At 38.5% G+C, this 23,111-nt stretch carries 24 protein-coding genes; 16 read left to right on the plus strand and 8 right to left on the minus strand.

The features are described 5' to 3' along the window. Window positions 1–80: 80 nt before the first annotated feature. Window positions 81–980 carry a magnesium transporter CorA family protein gene (locus tag IW16_RS15665; protein WP_034746176.1) on the minus strand — a complete coding sequence of 300 codons (900 nt, stop codon included), beginning with the start codon at window positions 978–980 and terminating at the stop codon, window positions 81–83. Window positions 981–1,053: 73 nt separating this feature from the next. Here IW16_RS15665 and IW16_RS15670 point away from each other — a divergent pair, with 73 nt between their 5' ends. Further along, window positions 1,054–2,076 carry a 3-oxoacyl-ACP synthase III family protein gene (locus IW16_RS15670; protein WP_034746178.1) on the plus strand — a complete coding sequence of 341 codons (1,023 nt, stop codon included), beginning with the start codon at window positions 1,054–1,056 and terminating at the stop codon, window positions 2,074–2,076. A gap of 453 nt (window positions 2,077–2,529) precedes the next feature. Here the strand turns inward: IW16_RS15670 and IW16_RS26975 are convergent, their stop codons facing one another. Beyond that, window positions 2,530–2,952, minus strand: a complete 423-nt coding sequence (locus tag IW16_RS26975; protein WP_228376947.1) for a thioredoxin family protein — start codon at window positions 2,950–2,952, stop codon at window positions 2,530–2,532. Between the two features lie 288 nt (window positions 2,953–3,240). On the opposite strand from IW16_RS26975, the gene IW16_RS15680 reads away from it, so the two are divergent. Further along, window positions 3,241–4,866: an AraC family transcriptional regulator gene (locus IW16_RS15680; RefSeq protein ID WP_165571987.1), complete on the plus strand. Its 1,626-nt coding sequence runs from the start codon at window positions 3,241–3,243 to the stop codon at window positions 4,864–4,866. A 273-nt stretch (window positions 4,867–5,139) separates the two neighbouring features. Then, complete coding sequence (locus IW16_RS15685) at window positions 5,140–6,033, plus strand: hypothetical protein (protein ID WP_034746184.1); 894 nt, start codon at window positions 5,140–5,142, stop codon at window positions 6,031–6,033. A gap of 106 nt (window positions 6,034–6,139) precedes the next feature. Here the strand turns inward: IW16_RS15685 and IW16_RS15690 are convergent, their stop codons facing one another. From IW16_RS15690 to pruA, 3 genes are all read right to left on the minus strand, one after another. Then, window positions 6,140–6,349 carry a hypothetical protein gene (locus IW16_RS15690; protein ID WP_034746187.1) on the minus strand — a complete coding sequence of 70 codons (210 nt, stop codon included), beginning with the start codon at window positions 6,347–6,349 and terminating at the stop codon, window positions 6,140–6,142. A gap of 160 nt (window positions 6,350–6,509) precedes the next feature. After that, window positions 6,510–6,728 carry a hypothetical protein gene (locus tag IW16_RS15695; protein WP_034746190.1) on the minus strand — a complete coding sequence of 73 codons (219 nt, stop codon included), beginning with the start codon at window positions 6,726–6,728 and terminating at the stop codon, window positions 6,510–6,512. Window positions 6,729–6,993: 265 nt separating this feature from the next. Beyond that, entirely contained in the window at window positions 6,994–8,619 is a 1,626-nt protein-coding gene (gene pruA / locus IW16_RS15700) for an L-glutamate gamma-semialdehyde dehydrogenase (RefSeq protein WP_034746193.1), read from the minus strand. Window positions 8,620–9,023: 404 nt separating this feature from the next. Here pruA and IW16_RS15705 point away from each other — a divergent pair, with 404 nt between their 5' ends. From IW16_RS15705 to IW16_RS15765, 13 genes are all read left to right on the plus strand, one after another. After that, window positions 9,024–9,386 (plus strand): hypothetical protein, encoded by a 363-nt coding sequence (locus IW16_RS15705; protein WP_131327917.1) that lies wholly within the window; start codon window positions 9,024–9,026, stop codon window positions 9,384–9,386. Between the two features lie 154 nt (window positions 9,387–9,540). Beyond that, a complete protein-coding gene (ureA, locus tag IW16_RS15710; protein ID WP_034746199.1) occupies window positions 9,541–9,843 on the plus strand; it encodes an urease subunit gamma in 303 nt (100 codons plus the stop codon). 11 nt (window positions 9,844–9,854) lie between these two features. Continuing rightward, window positions 9,855–10,223, plus strand: a complete 369-nt coding sequence (ureB, locus tag IW16_RS15715; protein ID WP_034746202.1) for an urease subunit beta — start codon at window positions 9,855–9,857, stop codon at window positions 10,221–10,223. Window position 10,224: 1 nt separating this feature from the next. After that, entirely contained in the window at window positions 10,225–11,946 is a 1,722-nt protein-coding gene (gene ureC / locus IW16_RS15720; protein WP_034746205.1) for an urease subunit alpha, read from the plus strand. A 76-nt stretch (window positions 11,947–12,022) separates the two neighbouring features. Then, entirely contained in the window at window positions 12,023–12,688 is a 666-nt protein-coding gene (locus IW16_RS15725; RefSeq protein WP_034746207.1) for a hypothetical protein, read from the plus strand. Continuing rightward, a complete protein-coding gene (gene ureE, locus IW16_RS15730) occupies window positions 12,678–13,187 on the plus strand; it encodes an urease accessory protein UreE (protein ID WP_034746210.1) in 510 nt (169 codons plus the stop codon). Before IW16_RS15725 ends, ureE begins: the two co-directional genes overlap by 11 nt. Next, window positions 13,180–13,872: an urease accessory protein UreF gene (locus IW16_RS15735; protein WP_084694564.1), complete on the plus strand. Its 693-nt coding sequence runs from the start codon at window positions 13,180–13,182 to the stop codon at window positions 13,870–13,872. Before ureE ends, IW16_RS15735 begins: the two co-directional genes overlap by 8 nt. Window positions 13,873–14,026: 154 nt before the next feature. Next, window positions 14,027–14,665, plus strand: a complete 639-nt coding sequence (gene ureG / locus IW16_RS15740) for an urease accessory protein UreG (protein WP_034746213.1) — start codon at window positions 14,027–14,029, stop codon at window positions 14,663–14,665. Further along, on the plus strand, window positions 14,666–15,454 hold the full coding sequence (locus tag IW16_RS15745) for an urease accessory protein UreD (protein WP_034746214.1): 789 nt from the start codon (window positions 14,666–14,668) through the stop codon (window positions 15,452–15,454). A 125-nt stretch (window positions 15,455–15,579) separates the two neighbouring features. Continuing rightward, complete coding sequence (locus IW16_RS15750) at window positions 15,580–16,281, plus strand: hypothetical protein (protein WP_034746218.1); 702 nt, start codon at window positions 15,580–15,582, stop codon at window positions 16,279–16,281. A gap of 215 nt (window positions 16,282–16,496) precedes the next feature. Next, window positions 16,497–17,411 carry an urea transporter gene (locus tag IW16_RS15755; protein ID WP_228376948.1) on the plus strand — a complete coding sequence of 305 codons (915 nt, stop codon included), beginning with the start codon at window positions 16,497–16,499 and terminating at the stop codon, window positions 17,409–17,411. A 146-nt stretch (window positions 17,412–17,557) separates the two neighbouring features. Continuing rightward, complete coding sequence (locus IW16_RS15760; RefSeq protein WP_034746221.1) at window positions 17,558–19,804, plus strand: TonB-dependent receptor; 2,247 nt, start codon at window positions 17,558–17,560, stop codon at window positions 19,802–19,804. Window positions 19,805–20,027: 223 nt separating this feature from the next. Then, on the plus strand, window positions 20,028–20,909 hold the full coding sequence (locus tag IW16_RS15765) for a helix-turn-helix domain-containing protein (protein WP_034746224.1): 882 nt from the start codon (window positions 20,028–20,030) through the stop codon (window positions 20,907–20,909). A 44-nt stretch (window positions 20,910–20,953) separates the two neighbouring features. On the opposite strand, the gene IW16_RS15770 is transcribed toward IW16_RS15765, so the two are convergent. Genes IW16_RS15770 through IW16_RS15775 form a run of 3 tightly spaced genes read right to left on the minus strand, consistent with a single transcriptional unit; the run spans window position 20,954 to window position 22,696 of the window. Continuing rightward, a complete protein-coding gene (locus IW16_RS15770) occupies window positions 20,954–22,060 on the minus strand; it encodes a DNA topoisomerase IB (protein ID WP_034746227.1) in 1,107 nt (368 codons plus the stop codon). 9 nt (window positions 22,061–22,069) lie between these two features. Further along, complete coding sequence (locus tag IW16_RS26155; protein WP_073175033.1) at window positions 22,070–22,237, minus strand: phosphatidate cytidylyltransferase; 168 nt, start codon at window positions 22,235–22,237, stop codon at window positions 22,070–22,072. Between the two features lie 21 nt (window positions 22,238–22,258). Further along, window positions 22,259–22,696, minus strand: a complete 438-nt coding sequence (locus tag IW16_RS15775) for a DUF6526 family protein (RefSeq protein WP_034746229.1) — start codon at window positions 22,694–22,696, stop codon at window positions 22,259–22,261. Window positions 22,697–23,111: the final 415 nt, after the last annotated feature.

Raw genomic sequence — 23,111 nt, forward strand, 5'->3', positions numbered from 1 at the left:
GGTGTCTGGTATTTGTTATTTAAAGTTGGCAACAAATCCTTACTTCAGCTTAAGTATTTTCTTCCTTTTGTATCTTACAGTTACCACTGTTTACGTCTGGCATAAATAAACGTACAAATCACAACTAAAGCCATCACACCTACCGTGATGAAATATCCATACTTGTGATGCAGTTCAGGCATATTGTCGAAATTCATTCCATAAAGCCCGGCAATGAAGGTGATCGGTAAGAAATACACCGAATAGATCGCCAGAACTTTCATAACCTGATTGGCTTTCTGATCAGAAAGTGCGAGGAACATTGAAATAAGGTTGGTGATCTGGATGTTTAAATGATCAAAATCCGCAACAACATCCTTGTGTTTATCCTTTAAATCGACGATCTCTGAATCCTGAAGATTCAACAATTTAAACTTATCTACAGCGTCAGTCGAAATGGTCAGGACACGCGAATTGAGTCCTGATTTTCTTTTCAGTTTGTATAACCTTCTGATCTGATTCGTGTGGTTGGTGTTTTTAAGAAAGATCTCATTTTCGATATTGTCCATGGTTTCCAGCAGACTTAACGATTCATCATCAAAACTTTTCATAATCAGAAGCGCGATCATCAAAGCTATTTTTGCAGGCGGGACCTCAGTCTGTATAGATGAGATCTGTTTCTTAGTCTCCAGAATACTTTTAGTTTTCATCCTGTGGATGGTGATGATGGTATTATCGAGAAGAAAGATGCCGATCTTTGTGCTGATATCGCTTATCGTATTGAGATTTTTTCTTTCCAGCTCTGTACTTTCGCGGAGCAGGAAAAATTTTATATTCCCATCCTCTTCATATTTTGGAAGGTGGTTGGGATCCATTGTATCTTCCAGTAGAAGATTGTTGATCTCATATCTTTCGTGAAGAAATTTCAGGTCCTCCGCAGTGGGAGCCTCTACATCTACCCATTCACATTGGGAGTCTCTGTATATCGTGTCGATTGGCATATAATAAAAATACTAATATTTTGAAAAACTATGTGTTAAATAATTTTATCTTTGCCAAAATTAAAAAAACTATATGATTAAAAGTACAATAAAAGGGATTGGATTTTATGTTCCAGATAATGTTGTTACGAATGATGATTTAGCTAAATTGATGACTACGAATGATGAATGGATAACGGAAAGAACGGGCATCAAAGAAAGAAGACACAGACAAAACAGAAATGACTCTCAGGAAACCACTGCTTATCTTGCATTTAAGGCCTCTGAAAAAGCTCTTGAGAAAGCGGGACTGACAGCTAAAGATATTGATTATATTGTTTTTGCAACACTTTCTCCGGACTATTATTTTCCTGGTTGCGGTGTTTTACTTCAGGATATGCTTGGGTGCGATACAATTGGCGCTTTGGATGTAAGAAACCAGTGCTCAGGATTTGTATATGCAGTGAGCGTTGCTAATGCTTTTATCAAATCGGGAACTTATAAAAATATTCTCGTAGTAGGAGCGGAGATCCATTCATTTGGACTTGATTTTTCTGATGAAGGAAGAGGTGTTTCTGTTATTTTCGGAGATGGAGCAGGAGCGATTATCCTTTCAGCAACGGAAGACGAAAATGCAGGAGATATTTTAGCAGTCAATATGCATTCTGAAGGAAAATATGCAGACGAATTGTGTACACAATTCCCGGGTTCTAAGTTTGGATGGAGCGACAGAATGAGAAAAGAACCAGAAAATGTAACCAATAAGGAAGTATATCCGATCATGAACGGAAACTTTGTGTTCAAACACGCAGTAACGAGATTCCCGGAAACCATGCAGGAAGCTTTGGATAAAGCAGGAAAAACCATTGAAGATCTGGATATGTTTATTCCTCACCAGGCCAATCTTAGAATTGCCCAGTTTGTGCAGCAGAAATTTGGACTTCCTGATGAGAAGATCCATAACAATATTCAGAAATATGGAAATACTACGGCTGCATCTATTCCTATTGCATTAAGCGAGGCCATTGAAGAAGGAAAAATCAAAAGAGGAGATTTGGTCCTTCTTTCAGCATTTGGAAGCGGATTTACCTGGGGAAGCGTTCTTTTTGAATATTAATCATCTAAAGACGGAATGCAAAACTGCTGAAGCAGTTATAGACATAAAAAATCCGCAGAGCTTTGCTCTGCGGATTCTATTTTTTATCCTTTATGATTTAAAGACTTTTTAATAATTTCTCTGTATCTGTAGAGTCTTCTCCCTTACTTTTTGCCAACTATACAGCCTTTTCAGCCCACATTTTGGCATTCTTTTCATCTCCGATCTTATTGTAAATTTTGACTTTACGTTACAAAAGTAACTGTCATTCCATGATTTAGTATCTGCATTATAAGACTTTTTAAGAACGGTGTTTAGTTTGAGCATTTGCACATCTTCCTAATCAAGTGTTGTTTTCTGCTGGAAATAACGGTCCAATAGTTTTCCTGACAATTTAGAATCATTGTAGATGACAAGATCAGCAAGGTTTTTTAAGAATTCAGGATCCTTTTCTCCTTTCTCAAATTTTTGCTTTTATGTAGTAAGTCTTTTATTGAGATTTTCAGCATCTTTGGCAAACTGGATGAAGTCTTTTTCTTCCACATAGCCTAACTTTCTGTGTACTTCTTCTCCATCTCCATTAATGAAAAGATAGGTAGGAAATGCCTTCACGTTGTATTTTTTTGCAAGGTCAATTCCTTCTCCTTTTTCCATATCTATTTTAGCGTTGACAAAGTGGGAGTTATAAAAATCTCCTACAGTCTGAAGTGGAAAGATATTTTTCACCATCAGTTTACATGGTCCGCACCATGATGCATATGCATCTACAAATACAAGTTTATTCTCTTTTTTGGCTTTTGCCAGAATAGCTGTAAAACTGCCGTCCTCAAACTTAATTCCCTGTGCCAGGGCCAGGGCTCCTATAAATAAAGAAGAAAATATCGCTAATTTTTTCATAAAATTTTTATTGATTACAAATGTAATAATTATGCAAACACATAAGGACTTGTAATCAGGAAATAGTTACGTATATTTTATTTTTAATATGTAATAAATCTATTTAAGGTGAGAATTATTAAAAATATGTTATTAAAATAAATAATAATCTGTTTTTTAGTTAAAAAAATTAAATAATAGAAGAATATTTTAATAAAATATAAAATATTAGTAACTTTGTAAAAAACAAAAAGACACCCCATGAAAATGATGAATTATTATAAAATCAAAATAATAATTTATTTTTTTATGTCTAGAAGTCTGCTAAAACTTTTGTTTTTGTTCATTACTGCTGTCCCCATCTGGGCACAGAAAAAATACAGCTTTGATCAGATCTGCGAAAGAGCATCTGTACAAACAGCTTCAAAGGATATTCCGAAAGCTCTGAAAGTGGCAGATTCCTTATATATGTCTGCCCAGCACCCCTTAGATAAGGTAAAGAGTCTTTTGCTTTCAGCGGAATTGTATCACAGTGCCGGTGAATTCAAAAAATCCATATGTTATGGAGAAAATGCCCATTCCCTGTTAAGTCAGATCAGTGATCCGGAATGGTTCTCCCGTGTCAATGAATTTTTAGCCAAAGAATACCGATTGGTGGGTCTCTATCAAAGATCAAAAAAGTATACCCTGCAAGGGATAGAAGCGGCAAAGGGCATCACCGATTCTCAGAAAAAAAGTGAAGTTTTGGGGCTTCTGAACCAGGAAATGGCGTATTATGAAATGGAACAGGGTAGCTACCCCGATGCCATAAAATACATTGAACTTTCTTTAAATGCTTTTGGCAACGACAATATACAGGATAATGGCAGAGCTATAGCTGCCTCTTACCAAATCCTTGGTGATGTATACTTTAAACTTAAGGATTATGTGATTTCTGAAAGCTGTTATCGGAAAGCAGAGTCACTGCTCAAAGAAAATTGCTGTATTTTGGGCTTGGTTTATAACGGCCTTGGCGGTATCCGTCTGAAGCAGAAAAACTGGAAAGACGCGGAAATCTATTTAAAAAAAGCTGAAAATCTAGCAGACAGTTCCCGTAGCCTTAAATTCAAAAAAGCAGTGTATTCCAATATCAATGATTATTATGAAGGAACAGGAGATACTTTTAAGGCATCACTTTATGCTGTAAAATATGTAAGAGCTTATGACAGCCTTACCGCCCGAAGCCGTGAATTTGCAATGAGAAATCCGGACACTCCTGCCAAGCCAAATAAAAAAAGTACCCAGATCAGTATTGTTAAAAATACAGCAATTATTGTACTCATAGTTTCTTTGATTGGTATCGTTATCTTCTTTAAAACAAAACAGAAAAAACAGCGTTCAAAATTCAGAAATATTATCAGGACCCAACTTCAAATGATTAGTTCACGAAGTGAATCGTCACCTTTAAAAGCAGAAAATCCTGATTTTTCCAATATTTCAGTGGAAGAAGTGGATGATAGAGCAGGAGGAGTGGACAAAAAAAGAAATGAGTCCCTGATGACTTCCGAAACAGAGGCCAAACTACTGGAGCTTCTTGATGTATTTGAAAAGGGAGAGCTGTATAACAACAAAAATATGTCGTTATCATTTCTTGCTGCAGAACTTAATACCAATACAAAGTACCTTTCTTATGTGATCAATCAGCATAAAAGTGCTGATTTCAAAACATATGTCAACCGATTGAGAATCAACTATATTGTCGATAAATTGATCAATGATGAGAAATACAGACAGTACAAGATCAGTATTCTGGCCGATGAATGTGGTTTTTCTTCACACAGTAAATTTGCTTCCATCTTTAAAGCCGTGACAGATTTTTCTCCATCAGCGTATATTAAATATCTTGATGCTGAAAATCAGTCAGGTAAAGATGTTCATATTCGTGAAAATACCTAAGAATAATGTCTTTTTCCGGAATTGTGTCTTTTCATTTTCATGAAAACGGATAACCTATTGTTTTATCTAAGGACTTCACATCTATATCTTTGCGCCAGCTTAATGGGAATGAGCATACTGCAGTTTGTCACTCATTTTTTAATCTTATTATTCCCATAAAGCAGCACAGCGCTCAAATCTAAAAACTAAAGCTGAAAATTACTAGAGGGTATAAAATATCTGCCAACTATTTTATACAAAACCATGAAAACTTTAAACTAGTAAATTAAACAGATGAAAACAACTTTAACGGTAGTGATGGCATCTGTATTTTCCAGTGCTGCTTTAGGGCAGATAGGAATCAATACAGCTGTGCCCATTGCGAGTTTGGATATCGTCGCCAAAAGAAGCGACGGATCAACAGCGGAGGGGGTGCTGCCCCCCAGACTTTCAGGGGATGAGATCAAGGCAGGAGACGCCCAATACACAGAAAGTCACGCAGGAACTATTATTTATGCTACAGCAGGAGTAAAAGTAGCTAGCGGTAAAACCGCAAATATTACTGCTGCTGGGCTTTATTATTATGACGGGAAGATATGGCAGAGAATGCTTCAGGGCGATCCCAGAAAGCTGAATTCGCAATCTGCAGGAGATATTAAAAACTCCATGCACCCGTCTGATCATAGCGGATGGTATCTGCTTAACGGAAGATCTGTTTCCTCTCTTCCATCATCGGCACAAACTTTGGCAGCAGGTTTAGGCTTTACAGTAAATATTCCTGATGCTGCAGATAGGATTCTAAAAACAAGAAATGGTGCCGAACTGCTGGGAAGCGAGGGCGGAAATAACAAAATGACGATCACCCGTTCGAATCTTCCGGACATTAATCTGATAGGTGTGGTAAGTGGAACAGCCGAAAGTGCCGGAGCGCATATTCATACTTCAGATGAAGGAGGTTTCCTTCTTGGAGGAACAAATGTTGGAAATAATGGTTCCGGACATTATCAGGGGAACGGTGAATCTTCCTCTTGGGGAGGAATCGGACTGATGAGCAGTACTGCAAATTCCGGTTCGCATATCCATTCACTGTCAGGGATTGCTACAATTCCTACAGGAGGTATAGGTGCTGCGATGGACAACAGATCTGCCTATTTGGTAGTCAATACTTTTATTTATCTGGGCGAGTAATCCAGCTTGATAAAAATTTTATAATACAATCGGGGTTGATTGCCCGGTTTTTTTCAGTCAAGTTTTTTTAAGTGCAAATCCGCAGTTTAACTGCGGATTTGTTTTTTTATTTAGTTTTTAAACTGTCTGTTTTTACTTTGACGGTGTCATGAGAAACCGGTGCAGGATCAGAATTGGCAACTGCAGAATCTCCCATGTTATTTCTCAGAGATTCTTTATTGTGCTCATCCTTGAATTCTTCTCTTTTCTCTTTATTTTGTGCACAGCTTCCTAAAAATAATACGCCAAGAACAGCCCCTACCCATAATTTTTTCATAATAGTTAATTTTGATGTTTAATATGATCAAATATAGAAAAATATTGAGATTTTAATGATAGTCATCGTAAATATTCTTGTGACCATTTGATTGAAAAAACAAAAAATCCGCAGAGCTTTCATCTGCAGATTTCTATGTTAGATTAAAATTTAATTGTATCTATTTAGCCGGAGCTACGACTGCCGTTGAATCTGACTTGAACTTAACAGTGTCTGGATTCATCCTTTTTGGAGATACTGAATCCATAGCTGACTGCCGAACTGTCTGTTCACTTACTTTCGCCGAATCCGAGTTCTTCGTCGACATCGTAGATTCTTTAGTTCCACAGCTCACAACGATTAGTCCTAAACCTACAGCTGCTATCAATAACTTTTTCATAATATTTTATTTTTAGTGTTTCAGATAAAGTTCAATAACCATTCCTAATAGGGAGGATAAAGTATTAAAACATAGATAAAGTTTGTTAAAAGGTGTTAGGGATACATCAATAATAGGCGTTAATAGAAATTGTCAGGGGTACTATATGATGAATTTTGAATTCATGGTGTATTATTTTCTATTGACAAAAAAAGCCCTGAAATACAAATTTCAGAGCTATTTTATAATTCGCTGTTCATGATCACTCAATGAACAGTGATGATTTTTATCCTAAGTATGGATATTTGTAATCTTTTGGAGAAACAAAAGTTTCTTTGATACTTCTTACAGAAGTCCATCTCAACAAGTTCATTTTAGAACCTGCTTTATCGTTAGTTCCTGAAGCTCTACCACCACCGAACGGCTGCTGTCCAACAACGGCACCTGTAGGTTTGTCATTGATGTAGAAGTTTCCTGAAGCATTCTCTAAAGCTTTGAAAGCTTCATTGATTGCATAACGGTCTTGTGCAAACACAGAACCTGTTAATGAATAAGGAGAAGAAGAATCTACCACTTTTAAAGTTTCTTTCCAATCCTGATCTTCATATACAAATACAGATAAGATAGGTCCAAAGATCTCTTCTACCATACTCTCATATTGAGGATTCGTAGTTTCGATTACAGTCGGATATACAAACCATCCTTTAGAATCGTCAACTTTTCCACCGATCGCTATTTCAGCCTCGCTTGAAGCAGTCGCTCTATCGATATATCCTTTACATTTTTCGAAAGAATTCTTGTCAATTACTGCGTTAACGAAGTTAGAAGGATCTTCCGGAGAACCTACTTTAATTGAATTGATCTGAGTTTCCATTACTTTTTTCACATCAGCCCAAAGGGATTTAGGAATATAAGCTCTTGAAGCTGCAGAACATTTCTGTCCCTGATATTCAAAAGAACCTCTTACCAAAGCAGTAGCTACAGCCTCTACATTAGAAGAAGGGTGAGCAATTACGAAGTCTTTTCCTCCTGTTTCTCCAACGATTCTTGGATATGTTCTGTAATTATGGATATTGTCTCCGATCATCTTCCACATTCCCTGGAATACTTTTGTAGACCCTGTAAAGTGAAGACCTGCAAAATCACGGTGTGCCAATACTTTCTCAGCAGTTTCTTTTCCGTCTGTGAAAATCATGTTGATTACTCCGGCAGGAAGACCTGCTTCTGTCAATACATCCATAATTACTTTTGCAGAATAAACCTGCTTGTCAGAAGGCTTCCAAACCACTACGTTACCAAGCATTGCCATACACGTAGGTAAGTTTCCGGAAATTGCGGTAAAGTTGAATGGAGTTACTGCAAAACAGAATCCTTCCAATGGTCTGTACTCAACACGGTTCCAGATTCCACTGTCAGAAACTGGCTGCTCAGAATACATTTCAGTCATGAATTCTACGTTGAATCTCAGGAAATCAATGAACTCACACGCTGCATCAATCTCTGTCTGGTGTACGTTCTTAGACTGTCCGATCATTGTTGCTGCGTTGATGACATCTCTGTAAGGTCCTGCCAAAAGATCAGCTGCCTTTAAGAAAATAGCTGCACGATGCTCCCAGCCCAGTTCATTCCATTCTTTTTTAGCTGCCAATGCCGCGTTGATGGCGTCATCTACATGCTGCATGCTACCTTTATAGTAAAAACCGAAGTCATGGGCATGATCCTGAGGAGACTGAAGCTGAACCTTTTCGTCAGTTTTTACTTCCTTTCCATTGATAACCATTGGAATTTCTATCTTCTCAGCCCACATTTTTTTGTAGGTAGCGATAAGGCTTTTAACTTCTGGAGATCCCGGTACATAAGAATTTACCGGCTCGTTTACTGCAAATGGTACTTGCGAAATTGCTTTTGACATATTATGTTGTATTATTTTAAAATTATAAATATGTTGGTAGACAAATTTACAATAATTAACGCAAAGAAAAAATATGACTCATCTTTATAAAATGAAATTAATCACTGTTTTATTTTCAAAAAATACCACTATTAGGAATAAAAAGAAGGGGTACTTCATTATTTTTTTCTTCTATTTTTTAAATTTGATTTATATATGTAATGATTTCGAATACTTTCATAAATGAAAATAATAAAATAATTGTCCTACTTGGATAATTTTCCGGAACAGCTGTAGCAAAGGGGTTTAGCTGTAATACGCATAGGTGACAGAATTTCATTTGTCTCGATTTTGAACATTTTAAATGACCTTTTTGATAGCTGAAGGATATTGGATTGTCTAATTTTACATCATCAATGATTGTAATGAAAAATAGAATCCTATTATTCTTTTTCGTAACCTTTTTCTCCGCTTTATGTGCAGGTGTTTTTGCAGGTAATGGGAAAATACAATCATATCTTGATGCTTCTTCTAAAGCACATTTCCTTAAACATGCAGATCAGCAGGGGCAGCCTGAAATCTACAGTGTTTCGGATGATCAGGATGCACAGGATTCCAATGATTTTGAAAAAGTAAAATTTGATTATTCGATCATTACACAGCAGTGGCTGAACTTTTTCTTCGCTTATTATTCTTACAATACCAAACCGGTGGCTGTTCAAACCGGTGTTTATATCACAGCACCACGATACATTCTGTATCATTCTCTGCAGATTGCCGGCTGCTAATTATTTTCTAATCTTTAATGACTTATGGAATTGATTTGTCAATAAATACAAGTCCATAAAAAATATTTCCTGTTCTCAATAGGTCTAAACATATCTGTTTGCCTTTTCTGAAAGGCAGACAGGATTCCTTATATCCAATTTTAAATCCAATACTATGCACTTAACACCGAGAGAATCGGAGAAGCTTATGCTATTTCTGGCAGGAGAGCTTGCTCTGAAAAGAAAGGCGAGAGGCCTTAAACTTAATTATCCAGAATCGATAGCACTGATCAGTCATTTTTTACTGGAAGGTGCCCGAGACGGAAAAAGAGTGGCTGAACTGATGCAGGAAGGCGCACAGCTTCTTACCAAAGATGATGTAATGCCGGGAGTATCAGAAATGATCCACGATGTACAGATCGAAGCCACTTTCCCTGACGGAACCAAACTGGTCACCGTACACAACCCAATCCGTTAATAATCTCTATTATGATACCAGGAGAAATTTTTGTAAAAGAAGGTATTGTTATCTGCAATGAAGGCAGAGAAACAGTTAAAATAAAAGTAGTCAATACAGGTGACCGTCCTATTCAGGTAGGTTCGCACTTTCATTTTTTTGAGGTCAATAAAGCCATGAGTTTCAACCGTGAAAAAGCCTTTGGTAAGAGACTGAATATCGTAGCCAGTACCGCTGTACGTTTCGAACCGGGAGAAGAAAAAGAGGTAGAACTGGTCGAAATAGGCGGAACAAAAAAAGCAATGGGCTTCAATAACCTTGTTGATGGACAGGTGGACTCTGAAGATCAGAAAAAAGTAAGTCTTGCCAAAGCAGAAGAATTAAACTTTAAAAATCACTAACATGAGCTTAAACGTAGACAGAAAACAATACGCTAATATATTAGGCCCTACAGCCGGTGATAAAATCAGACTGGGAGATACTGAAATTATCATAGAAATTGAAAAAGACTTTACCCATTACGGAGACGAAGCTGTTTTCGGAGGCGGAAAAACGGTACGTGACGGGATGGGACAGAATGTGACTGCCAAAAGAGATGACGGTGTTCTCGACCTCTGCATCACAGGAGCCGTGATCATTGATCACTGGGGAATTGTAAAAGCAGATATCGGAATCAAAGACGGTAAAATAATCGGAATCGGAAAGGCCGGAAATCCTGATACCATGGATGGTGTTTCTCCCAATATGATTATCGGAGCCTCAACAGAGGTTCATGGTGGGAAAGGATATATTGTGACTGCAGGAGGTATTGATACCCACATTCACTATATCTGTCCGCAGCAGATCGAAACCTCTTTATACAGTGGAATTACCACAATGATCGGAGGTGGAACAGGCCCGAATGACGGGACCAACGCTACCACGGTAACTCCCGGAAAATTCAATATGCAGAAAATGCTCGAAGCTGCAGAAGAATATCCAATGAATCTGGGCTTCTTCGGAAAAGGAAACTGTTCTGCGGAAGGACCGATAGAAGAGCAGGTGGAAGCAGGAGCTTTAGGTGTAAAAATTCATGAAGACTGGGGCGCTACACCTGCAACCATTGATGCGGCACTAAAAGTGGCTGATAAATATGACGTTCAGGTGGCTATCCATACTGATACACTGAATGAAGGCGGATTCCTGGAAGATACTATGAGAGCGATTAATGGAAGAGTGATTCATACATTCCACACAGAAGGTGCTGGAGGTGGTCATGCTCCGGATATCATCAAAGCGGCCATGTATCCAAATGTACTGCCGGCTTCTACCAATCCGACCCGTCCTTATACAATAAATACAATTGATGAGCATCTGGATATGCTGATGGTATGCCATCATTTAAGTAAAAATATTCCGGAAGATGTAGCCTTTGCAGATTCACGTATACGCCCTGAAACCATTGCTGCAGAAGATATTCTTCATGATATGGGAGTTTTCAGTATCATGAGTTCCGATTCTCAGGCAATGGGAAGACCGGGAGAAGTAATCACGAGAACCTGGCAGACTGCAAGTAAAATGAAGGAACAGAGAGGAAATTTAGAAGAAGATCAAGATGCTGAAAATGATAATTACAGAGCTAAGAGATATGTGGCAAAGTATACCATCAACCCAGCTATTGCACACGGTATTTCTGAATATGTAGGATCTGTGGAAGAAGGTAAATTAGCAGATTTGGTGATCTGGAAACCTGCACTGTTTGGAGTGAAACCGGAAATGATTTTAAAAGGAGGATTTGTTATTGCAGCCAAAATGGGAGATCCTAACGCTTCTATTCCAACTCCACAGCCCATTATTTACAGAAATATGTTCGGGGCTCATGGAAAAGCTAAATTTGGAATCTGTGCCAACTTTGTTTCCCAAATCTCTATTGACAATGGTACCATTGCATCATACAAACTGGAAAAAATGATTCTTCCGGTGAAAAACTGCAGGAATATTTCTAAAAAAGATTTGATCCACAACGACAAAACACCTGTCATTGAAGTTAATCCTGAAAACTATAAAGTAACGGTGGATGGTGAATATATCACTTGTGAGCCGGCGGAAAAACTTCCTTTAACACAGTTGTACTATCTGTTTTAATCTTGAGTTTTTTAGGCCCGGAAAGTGCCGGGCCTTTTTAAAATTGAATGACTTAACTACTATTGAACAGATTACAATGAAAAACTTAAATAAAACTGCATTTTCCATTGCTGTAGCCGGAATGTCCGTTTTTTCCGGACAGATGAAAGCTCAGTTTCTGGGAGGAAGAAGACTGAAAAATGATGAAGAAGGGCCGAAAGGACAATTCATGGTGTATGGTTCCTTCGATTATTCCAAAACCAACAGCCCATCCGGAAGTAGCAGCTCAACGGGAACAAGTGCCAATGCAGGAGTTCCGCTGGGTGTGGGATATTTTATCAATAATAACGACGTAATTGGGGTAAACTATGCGTATGCCCAGAATGTAACAGATCATAAAACGATTTACAAACAGAACGAAGCGGGGATCTGGTACAGCCCTTCAGTTGCTTTAGGGAAATATTTTGCGCTGATCGGTCAGGTAGATGCCCATTATGTCTGGGGCCAGAAACTTTCCGATGCTTCTGCTTCGATGGAGAACTTTAACGGATACCGCCTACGGGCTTATCCTTTGTTTGCCATATTCTTAGGTGGAGGCTGGGCATTGAAATTCAAATTTGCCGAATTGTCTATGCTTCAGACTAAAACGAAACAGGAAGGCTGGACGAAAACCTATGTTGCAGGAATAAGTGCTTCCACTTTCGGCGTGGGAATCTCTAAAAATATCGATTTCAGAAAAAAATCAGAAAGCAATGATCATTAACCAAACATTAGGGAATCTCTCGGGAAATCCTGCAACAAAAAACATAGATTATCTGGATCTGGAATGGTTTGAAACCACGAAAAGAATACAGCGAAAAAAAACCAGGCAGGGAACGGATGTCGCGATCAAATTTCTCCGTGAAGGACAGCGTCTGCGTGAAGGAGATATTCTTTTTGAGGACAGCGAAAAAATCATTGCGGTGAATGTTCTGGAAACAGAAGCAATCGTCATGTCGCCGGCCTCTCTGCTGGAAATGGGAACTGTATGCTACGAAATTGGAAATAAACATATTCCTCTTTTTATTCAGAATGATCAGGTCCTGCTTCCTTTTGAAATGCCTATGTTCAGATGGCTGGAAGCAAGCGGATTTAAACCCGGAAAACAAAGTGTGAAACTTCTGAATCTTCTTAAATCCAATGTAGAACCTCACGGACACGGAAGTCTGGGTTCTTCGATTTTCAATAAAATCTTAAAAATAGCAGCTCCAAAAGATGAATAATATGAACTTCATGTCCGCACTGCTGCACCTCGCAGATCCAACACTTCCGATTGGTGGCTATACGCACTCCAATGGACTTGAAACTTATGTACAGGAAAGAATTGTCAACAGTCTTCAGACCGCTAAAGAATTTGTTGAAAATATGCTTCAGTACAATCTTAAATACAATGACGGTGCTTTCGTTAAGCTGGCTTATCAGGCTGCTGAAAATAAGGATTTAGAACTGCTGCTAAATCTTGATAATGAATGTAATGCCATAAAGTGCCCAAGAGAAATCCGACAGGCCAGCCAGAAACTGGGATTGAGATTAATCAAGATTTTTAAAAGAAGAGAAAGTTTCCCATTTATGGAAGCTTTTGAAAAAGTAGTTCAGAATAAAGAAGCCAATTCGCATTACTGTATTGTATTCGGAGTTTATGCTTATTTGATGAACATTCCTTTATACGAAGCACTGCTTGGATTTTACCACACCTCTGTAGCCGGAATGATCACGAATGCGGTAAAACTGGTTCCACTGGGACAGCTTGACGGTCAGGATATTTTGTTTTCCCTGTATCCGGTGATGAAAAGAGTGGCTCATGAAACGATAGACCTTGACAGAGATCTTGTAGGGCTTTGTAACACTGCTTTTGACATCCGGTGTATGCAACATGAGAGATTGTATTCGAGACTTTATATGTCTTAAATATTGAATAATAATCAGGCAAAACCAGATTAAATATTGAAAAGCAGACTTCCATAATCTTAGACTTAAAATAATCATTATCAATAAAAAAATGGAGTCTTTATGATCAAAAACAATCTGATCAGAAAGTTACCATCAATAAAAATTTAAAAAAATGGACAATAGAAAATATATAAAAGTAGGAGTGGCCGGACCTGTAGGTTCTGGGAAAACAGCCTTGCTGGAACGTTTAAGCAGAAAATTATTCGGAAAGTATGACCTTGGGGTGATCACCAATGATATTTACACCAAAGAAGATGCTGAATTTATGGCTAAAAACAGTCTTCTGCCACACGACAGGATTATCGGAGTGGAAACAGGGGGATGTCCTCACACAGCCATCCGTGAAGATGCCAGTATGAACCTGGAAGCAGTAGATGAACTGGCAGCGCGTTTTCCGGATATTGAACTGGTGCTTATTGAGAGTGGGGGTGATAATTTATCTGCTACATTCAGTCCGGATCTTGCTGATGTAACGATCTTCATTATTGACGTAGCCGAAGGAGAAAAAATTCCAAGAAAAGGAGGCCCGGGTATCACCAGATCAGATTTATTAATTATTAATAAAATAGATTTAGCCCCGCACGTAGGGGCCAGTCTTGAAGTGATGGAAACAGATGCCAGAAGAATGAGAAAGGGAAATCCTTTTGTTTTCACCAATCTTAAAACAGATGAAGGTCTGGATAAGGTGATTGGATGGATCAAAAAGTATGCGCTTCTGGAAGAAATTGAAGAACCGAATCTGGTAAGATAAATGGACAGCCGCTTACATATCATTGCAGGATTTAAAGAAGGAGGATCTTATGTAAAAGACCTTTACGTATCACTTCCGTTCAGGGTTGTTTCCGTAGGACAGCGTAAAAGCGATCAGAAGCTTTACCAGATGGTGATGAGTTCTTCTCCCGGAATTTTGGATGGAGACCGTTACGATCTGAATGTTGAACTTGAAAAGGGAGCCTCGCTACAGTTGCAGTCACAGTCGTATCAGAGATTATTCAACATGAAGGATCAGGCTGTTCAGGAGCTTAATGTAAAGATGGACGACCATACCTCTTTTGCCTATGTTCCGCATCCTGTGGTTCCGCATGAAGATTCAAACTTTAAGAGCAAGGCTAATATCCATGTTGGAAAAAACAGTCAGATTATCATCAGTGAGATTATTACCTGTGGAAGAAAGCACTATGGTGAAGTTTTTAAACTGAAACGTTTTCAGAATCTGATGCAGATCTATCATGATGATAAACTGGTAATCAGGGACAATGTTTTGATTCAGCCTGATTTGATCCCGATTAACAGTATCGGAAATCTGGAACAGTATACTCACCAGGGAACCCTTATTTTCTACAGTACGAAAGATCATGTCGATAAAAACGGATTGATTGAAGCTATTGTAGAACTGGCAGAACAGCATAGGGAAGAAATGGAAGCCGGGGTTTCCGCTATGGAAAATAATGGGTTTGTAGTAAGAGCTCTGGGACATGGAGGAGAATTGATGTACAATTTTTTTCTTCAGATCCAGGAAATTCTATGGTCACTGGAATAAATTAGTGATGCTGTATTTTTTTTCAAGTATACCTGTGAATAAAAGAAAGCATCTGATGTCACTCAAAATATCTCATTATTTAATAGAGTTGGATTTAACCAACTAAACTCACATAAAAACAAAAAATGGACAGTACAGTTTGGGCGCTTCTGATAAGTGCCGTTTCAATAAGTTTCATACATACCGCTTCCGGTCCGGATCATTACCTGCCTTTTATCGTCATCTCAAAATCTAAAAAATGGAGCGGGATGAAAACAGCAGTACTGACTATTGTATGTGGGTTCGGACATGTGTTCAGCTCGCTTATTTTGGGGTTTATCGGAGTGTTTCTCGGGTGGCAGCTGAATAAGATCTCGTGGTTTCAGGATCTGAGAGGCAATTTCTCAGGTTGGGCACTGCTGATCTTCGGTGGAGTTTATTTAATATATGGATTGATCCAGGCGATCAGAAATAAGCCTCATAAACATTTCGATGTTATGGGTGATGATGTATACGTTTATGAACACAATCATACAGAGATGGTGATGCCTCAGACAAGAATTAAAGTAACACCCCTCGTCCTTTTTATGATCTTCGTGATGGGTCCAAGTGAGCCGCTGATCCCTTTATTATTCTATTCCGGAGTAAAGCACTCCATGTCTGAAATCATTGTTTTGGTTACTTCATTTACAGTGACAACAGTCCTTACAATGCTTGGAATGGTTCTTCTGGGCCGTTATGGGTACTCTACCTTATTCAATACAGAAAAGCTGGAACGATATATGGGCGTGGTAAGTGGTGCTGTAGTGACGGTCTGCGGAATAGGGATGGTGTTTTTGGGCTGGTAACAGGTTGCGGGTTTTGGGGTTTCACAGTAAATGAGTTTTTAGTTGATGGCTTGATTCTTTGCTCTTGAATGTACCATTCACCTGCGATGAAAAATTCACCAGTGACGTTATCCAATTTCAATCTTAACCTCAATCTAAAGTCTAAAGTATGAAATCTGGCATCTTGGCTCTTGGCTCTTGACTCTATCTCTTAAACCCCCATTAATAAATACAACATGAATACAAAAACTATGAACGAATTTTTCAAAAAACTACCTTTTATCGACAATGTTTTAAAAGGAATCGGACAGATTATGCTCCAGGAAAACAGGTGGACAGGACTTCTGTTTCTGATCGGTATTTTTATGGGCAGCTGGCAGGGTGGTGTGGCAGTACTGCTTTCAACAGCGGCAGGAACTTTCACCGCTATGAAACTTAAATATGATTCGTCTGAAATCAATGCCGGCTTGTACGGATTCAGTGCTGCACTGGTGGGAGTGGCCTTATCATTTGTATTTCAGGCAACGTTGCTGATCTGGATACTTATTATTTTGGGAGGAGCTTTGGCTGCGGTGATCCAGCATTTTTTCATTCAGAAAAAGATTCCGGTTTTTACATTGCCATTTATTATAATAACGTGGGTTTGTGTATTTGTGCTTCATCATTTTACGCAGATTCCACCTTCAGAAGTAATGGCGGCGCCTGCTGCTCCTGCAGATTATGATGATTTCCTGACGTGTACCAATGCCTTCGGAGAAGTAATATTTCAGGGAGGAATACTTTCAGGGATTATTTTTTTCGTGGCAGTTTTTATCAGCTCGCCAATCGCCGCGCTTTACGGTTTTGCGGGAGCTGTATTAGGGTCGTTTATTTCTCATTTGAATGGTGAACCCATCGAAAAGATCCATATGGGATTTTTCGGGTTTAATGCAGTGCTTTCTGCGATTGTTTTCTCAGGATTAAAAAAAACAGACGGGATCTGGGTTTTCATTGCGGTAGCTGTTACAGTTATTATTGATGACTTTCTGGTAGATCATAATACACTGAATGAAGTAGGTGGTGTACTCACCTTCCCATTTGTTGCCGGAACGTGGATCACTCTTTTGATTCAGAAATTATTTAAAGAAAGAAAAATTGACCAGGAGAGTTGAGGGGGAGTGTGTTGGAGAACAGGAGAAATTTACCGTCAATATTCATGATGTATCTCCGATTAACCTTTAGAGTCTAAAGTATACACCCTCTTCATTATTCATACCTAGTACACCTCCATTTTAGTATAAAGAAAAATTAATCAAAAATGAAAATAACCAAAATCGCAGCGGTATTTCTGGTACTGGCTTTTAGCGGAAAAGTATCAGCTCAGGAAACAGAAAAAAAAATGCTGATCAAGGATGCAGATGACCAATTTCCCATTGCTGATGTTCTTATCAAATATAATCATGGCAACAGCCATACTCATACAGGAAGCGATGGAACTTTTAGTGTTCCCGTAGCCAGTCTTCCTGATACATTGATGATCAGCCGACCGGGATATGATGAGGTAAAATGGTTGGTGGCCGGCGATGAAGACAAGAACAAAGTTATTTTTTTGCAGCATAAGCCTTTCCAGATTTCTGAAGTGGCTATCAATCACAATTCTTTTTTATCGGCCATTACCAAAGTGGATCTGAATAAATTTCCCGTTAATTCTGCTCAGGATCTGCTGAGAAAAGTTCCGGGACTCTTCATTGCGCAGCATGCAGGAGGCGGAAAGGCCGAACAGCTTTTTCTGAGAGGGTTTGATGCCGATCATGGTACGGATGTCAGTGTCAATGTAGATGGAATGCCGGTAAATATTGTATCCCATGCTCATGGGCAGGGGTATTCGGATCTGCATTTTGTAATTCCTGAAACCGTTAACAATATTGATTTTGGAAAAGGTGCGTATTATATGGACCGTGGGGATTTTAATACTGCAGGATATGTGGACTTTCAGACTTACAGCGGTTTGAAAAACAGCATGATTAAACTGGAAGGAGGTTCATTTAATTCAAAGAGAATTCTCGGAATGTTTAATATCCTGCATGATGATAAAGGACGGAAAAATGCCTACCTGGCTGCAGAATATAACTATACCGATGGGCCTTTTGATGTAAAACAGAATTTTAACAGGATCAATATTTTCGGGAAATACAATCAATGGATTACGGATAATGATTATTTCAACATTCAGTTTTCAACGTTTAACTCCTCATGGAATGCTTCCGGGCAAATTCCAGAGCGTGCGGTGGATGAAGGAATTATCGGGAGATGGGGAAGTATTGATCCTACCGAAGGCGGAAAAACATCAAGAACCAATCTTCAGATGAATTTCAAACATATTATTTCCTCTTCAGAACAGATCGATGCGATGGCGTTCTATTCCAAATATAATTTTAATCTGTATTCGGATTTTACTTTTTATCTAAATGATAAAGACCATGGGGATGAAATTCAGCAGACAGACGGAAGAAATATATATGGCGCTGAGGTCAAGTACACGAAGAACTTTACACTGGCCAACAGTTCCCTGAACTGGATTTCTGGCGTAGGGCTCAGAAATGATGATATCAATACCCTGCAGCTGAACCATGTTTATCACAGAGATCTTCTGCTGGATAAAAAAGCTGATGTCAATGGAACAGAAACAAACCTTCATGCCTATTCTGGACTGATCTGGAAAACGGGAAGATGGACCATTAATCCGGCTTTGAGAGTAGATCACTTTATTTTTAATATGCATAATTTGCTGGATCCTGAACAGCTTCCGTCCGGACAGTCAACGGAAGGAACGAGACTAAGCCCAAAACTTAATTTCTCTTACGCTCAAAACGACCGTATTATGTGGTTCCTGAAAACAGGAATGGGTTTTCACTCCAATGATTTAAGGGTAGTCGTTCCAAATGCTGATCAGAAAACGCTTCCATACTCTGTTGGCGGAGATTTGGGCGTAAGACTGCATCCATTTAAGTCGCTGATCATTACACCGGCTTTATGGTATATGTACCTTCAGCAGGAGTTTGTATACGTAGGAGATGATGCCGTTGTAGAACCTTCAGGGAAGTCAAGACGTTTCGGGGCCGATCTGGGAGTGCGTTTTCAGCCGCTGGAAAATTTCTACCTCAATGCAGATATCAATTATTCCCATGCAAGATTTATTGAAGAAGAAAAAGGACAGGATTATGTTCCGTTAGCTCCGGTAGTGACCAGTACAGGTTCTGTTAACTGGGATTTTCTTCACGGTTTCTCATTAGGAATCCAATACAGATATCTTGGCTCAAGACCTGCAGCAGAAGACAACAGCATTAAGACAAAGGCCTATTTTGTAAATGATCTGATGCTTTCATACAACCGTCAGAAGTGGGGTGCAAATATTCAGGTAAACAATCTTTTTAATGTACAATGGAATGAGGCACAGTTCGCTACAGAAACTCAACTGAAAGGTGACACCGAACCTATAACAGATTTGACGTATACACCGGGAAGCCCTTTTGGAGTGAGAATGGGAGTGTACTATAAGTTTTAGTGTATAATGTATAATGTAAAAAGTATAATGTACAGCGTATAATGTACAGTGTATAATGTACAGTGTACAGTGTATGTAAAGTAAAGGACTTATAAAATAATGGGGAGTGTTGTAAAGCTTTGTCCAAAATGTTTTTAGTAAGTGGTTTACTGTTTATTCTAAATGATTCATTTTACTTTTATAATAAAAAAAATCAGCATCAAATTTGCTTCAATAATTAATCATGGAAATACTATCCAATTTTCAGTATAAAAAACTTTTTCTTCCCAATATTGCAGAAAAAATATTGGGAAATAATGCAGACATACAGCTTTACAGGCTTGAGAATTATCTCAAAGGAATTCTGATGCCTGTGATTCCGTACCGGACTACATTTAATTTCATCATTTTCGTCACCAACGGCCACATGAGGCAGTATCTTGAAAATAAGGAGTATTATGCTGAAAAAGGCGGAGTAATCTTCATCAAACAAGGAACGATTACTGCTACTGTGGAACTTTCAGATGATATTGAAGGTTTTTTTCTGGCGTATGAAAACAGTATTCTGTCTGAACAGGAACTGCCGAAACACAAGAGCAGTATCTTCTTTATGACCCCTTTCCTTAAACTCGACAGTCTGACGTATGGAACCATCACCCAGCTTCTTCCGATCCTGGAACAGGAACTTTGGCTTAATAATTTAAACATTAATGAAGTTATCGTTACCATGCTGCACCTGATTCTGGTAAAAATGCTGAGCACAGATTCAGACAGCCATCATAAGTCAGCAACACGTCCCATGGAACTTTCTCTTCAGTTTCGGGATCTCTTATTTAAATATCATGTAGAAGAAAAACGCGTAGCATTTTATGCAGGTAAACTATCGGTAACAGAGAGTTACCTTAATAAATGTGTGAAAAATGTCACTCAGAAATCACCCAAGCAGTGGATCAACGAGATTGATATCAATTACAGTAAAGCCCTGCTGCATTCCAGTAAGGATATTGCAGAAATAGCCTATGAACTCAACTTCCATACCGCTTCCCATTTCACACAGCTTTTTAAAAAAATTGCAGGAATTACCCCTAAAGAATACAGGGCTCAGTTTTTGAAGCACAGGGTGTAGGTATAAAGTAAAAATGAAAGGAAAGGATATCTCTGAAACCTTTCCTACATTTTCTCGTTTTCCAGAATTTTCAGCACCAGTTTTTCTTCCTGTGTCAGACTTGCTTTTCCATCATTATCTTCGATGCGTTCCAGCTCATCCAGATATTTTTTTATGGTATTATTTTCATAAAGGTTGATTACCAAAGGATGTACATAGTATTTCCTGCACACGGTGCTGGTGTTTCCAAGATGTTCGGCAACGATTTCCAATGCTTCTTTCACCTTCTTTTTATACTCTGTATTATTTTCGGCATATCCGATTTCTTTAAAAGCGATCAGGGCACTTACTGTTCCCGACCAAGTCCGGAAATCTTTAGCTGTAAAATCTTCCCCACTTATTTCTTTAATATAATCATTCACCATTCCTGAATCTACGGAATGGCGGTTTCCTTCATCATCAAAATACTGGAAGAGTTCTTTTCCGGGGATATCCTTACATTTTTGTACCAGTCTGGAAAGTCTTCTGCTTTTTAGGTCGATATTATGCATGATCCCTTTTTTTCCTTTAAAAGAAAAAGAAATCTTCTGACCGTTGATTTTTACATGTTTGCCTTTCAGAGTCGTAAGGCCGAAGGATCCGTAAAGTTTCTCATAGGCGTTATTACCGATACGGATATTGGTACGCTGCATTAAGCTGACAATTAATGCCAGTATTTTTCTCTTCTCAAAATTTCTCAAAGCAAGATCCTGTTCCACGTGAAGACGGATATTGGGCAGTGCATATCCAAACTGAAGCATTCTGTAAAACTTGGTGTGATTTCTCAGAGCACTCCACAAAGGATGATAGCGGTACTGTTTTCTTTGTTTAACATCAAATCCTGTTGCCTGAAGATGCCCGTTGTCCAGCGCACAGATCCAGACATTTTCCCAGGCAGGTGGAATGACCAGCTTGTTGATTCGGGTAATTTCCTCTTTGTCTTTGAGTTTTTCACCATCTTTATAATAAGAATACTTTTTTCCGTTTTTTTTACGCGTGATCCCGGCCGTTTCCGCATCGGTGGTATATACGAGATGTACCGCCTTTGCGGAGGCTTCGGGATCCTTCATAATCTTAATGATTTTTGAAGGCTTCAGGTGGGAAATAATTTCCAGATCGGTATTCTTCTCCATAAAAAATGGTTAAGAGTTTTTACCCCTCGAAAAGATAAGAAAAAGGATTACTACTACTGCAACGACCAGGATAATTCCCCACCACATTCCGGCTTTAAAAATAGTTTCTATAGCTTCACAACTTGTTAGTGTTAACAAGATAAATACGGTCATACTGTATAAAGTCAACTTTCTCATGATATAAATATTTTGGTGTTATCAGATTCTTTGGTTATCGGCTCTCCAATTTTTAATGGAACGCTTGATCTCATCTCCTGAGATATTTTTCTGCAGGACTTTGTTCAGGAGTTCTTTGAACTCATCATCATAAGCGAATCGTAATGCTGCAATCTGATCAAATGTCAGCTGATCGGCAATTTCATCAGATCGCTGCCCTGAAATCTCAAAATACCGCTGTTTAAATTCAAGCTTTACCATCCGGTTTTGAAGTCCCAATGCATAATGCTGCCTCGTCATAAAAGCAAGGTAGAACAGCAGAAATATCACAATCGAAAATAAGACCCATGTCAATTGGTTTCCGGCATCATCCCATATTTTATAAATTCCATAAATTTCCAGCGCAATCAACAGCGGAAGATAAATGAAATGATGGGGAGGATAAAATTTCCTGTGATTTTTATAATTCTGCTCGGTCATACCATGGATAGTAGCAATAATCTTTCCAAAACTTGATATGTTTAATAATATTGTTGTTTTTGTGGTATCTAAATGTGTACTAATGTCAATAATGTTAATTATTTTTTGTTAATCGCAAAGCGGCAGCTATTCCCTGTGATGTTCAGCATGTTAAAATCCATTTACTTCAAATCCGATAAAACTGATGGGTGTTTTTATTTTCACTTTCAATACTTGTGTTTTGGTGGAAATCTGATTTTTTTTTCGTCCCGGGCGGAATCTGTTACTAATGTTCCTGCACCTTTTCGAAAAACCAACAGAGAAATCAGAGTCCGTGTAAAAGAAAAAAATAACAAATCATTAACGAAAATACGGGCCTGTTTTCATTTTTAAACTTCAATTTTTTCGTAACTTTCGGTGTTTAAAAAAGAAAATA

It is taken from the genome of Chryseobacterium vrystaatense, assembly GCF_000737765.1.
GTDB classification, from domain to species: Bacteria; Bacteroidota; Bacteroidia; order Flavobacteriales; family Weeksellaceae; genus Chryseobacterium; species Chryseobacterium vrystaatense.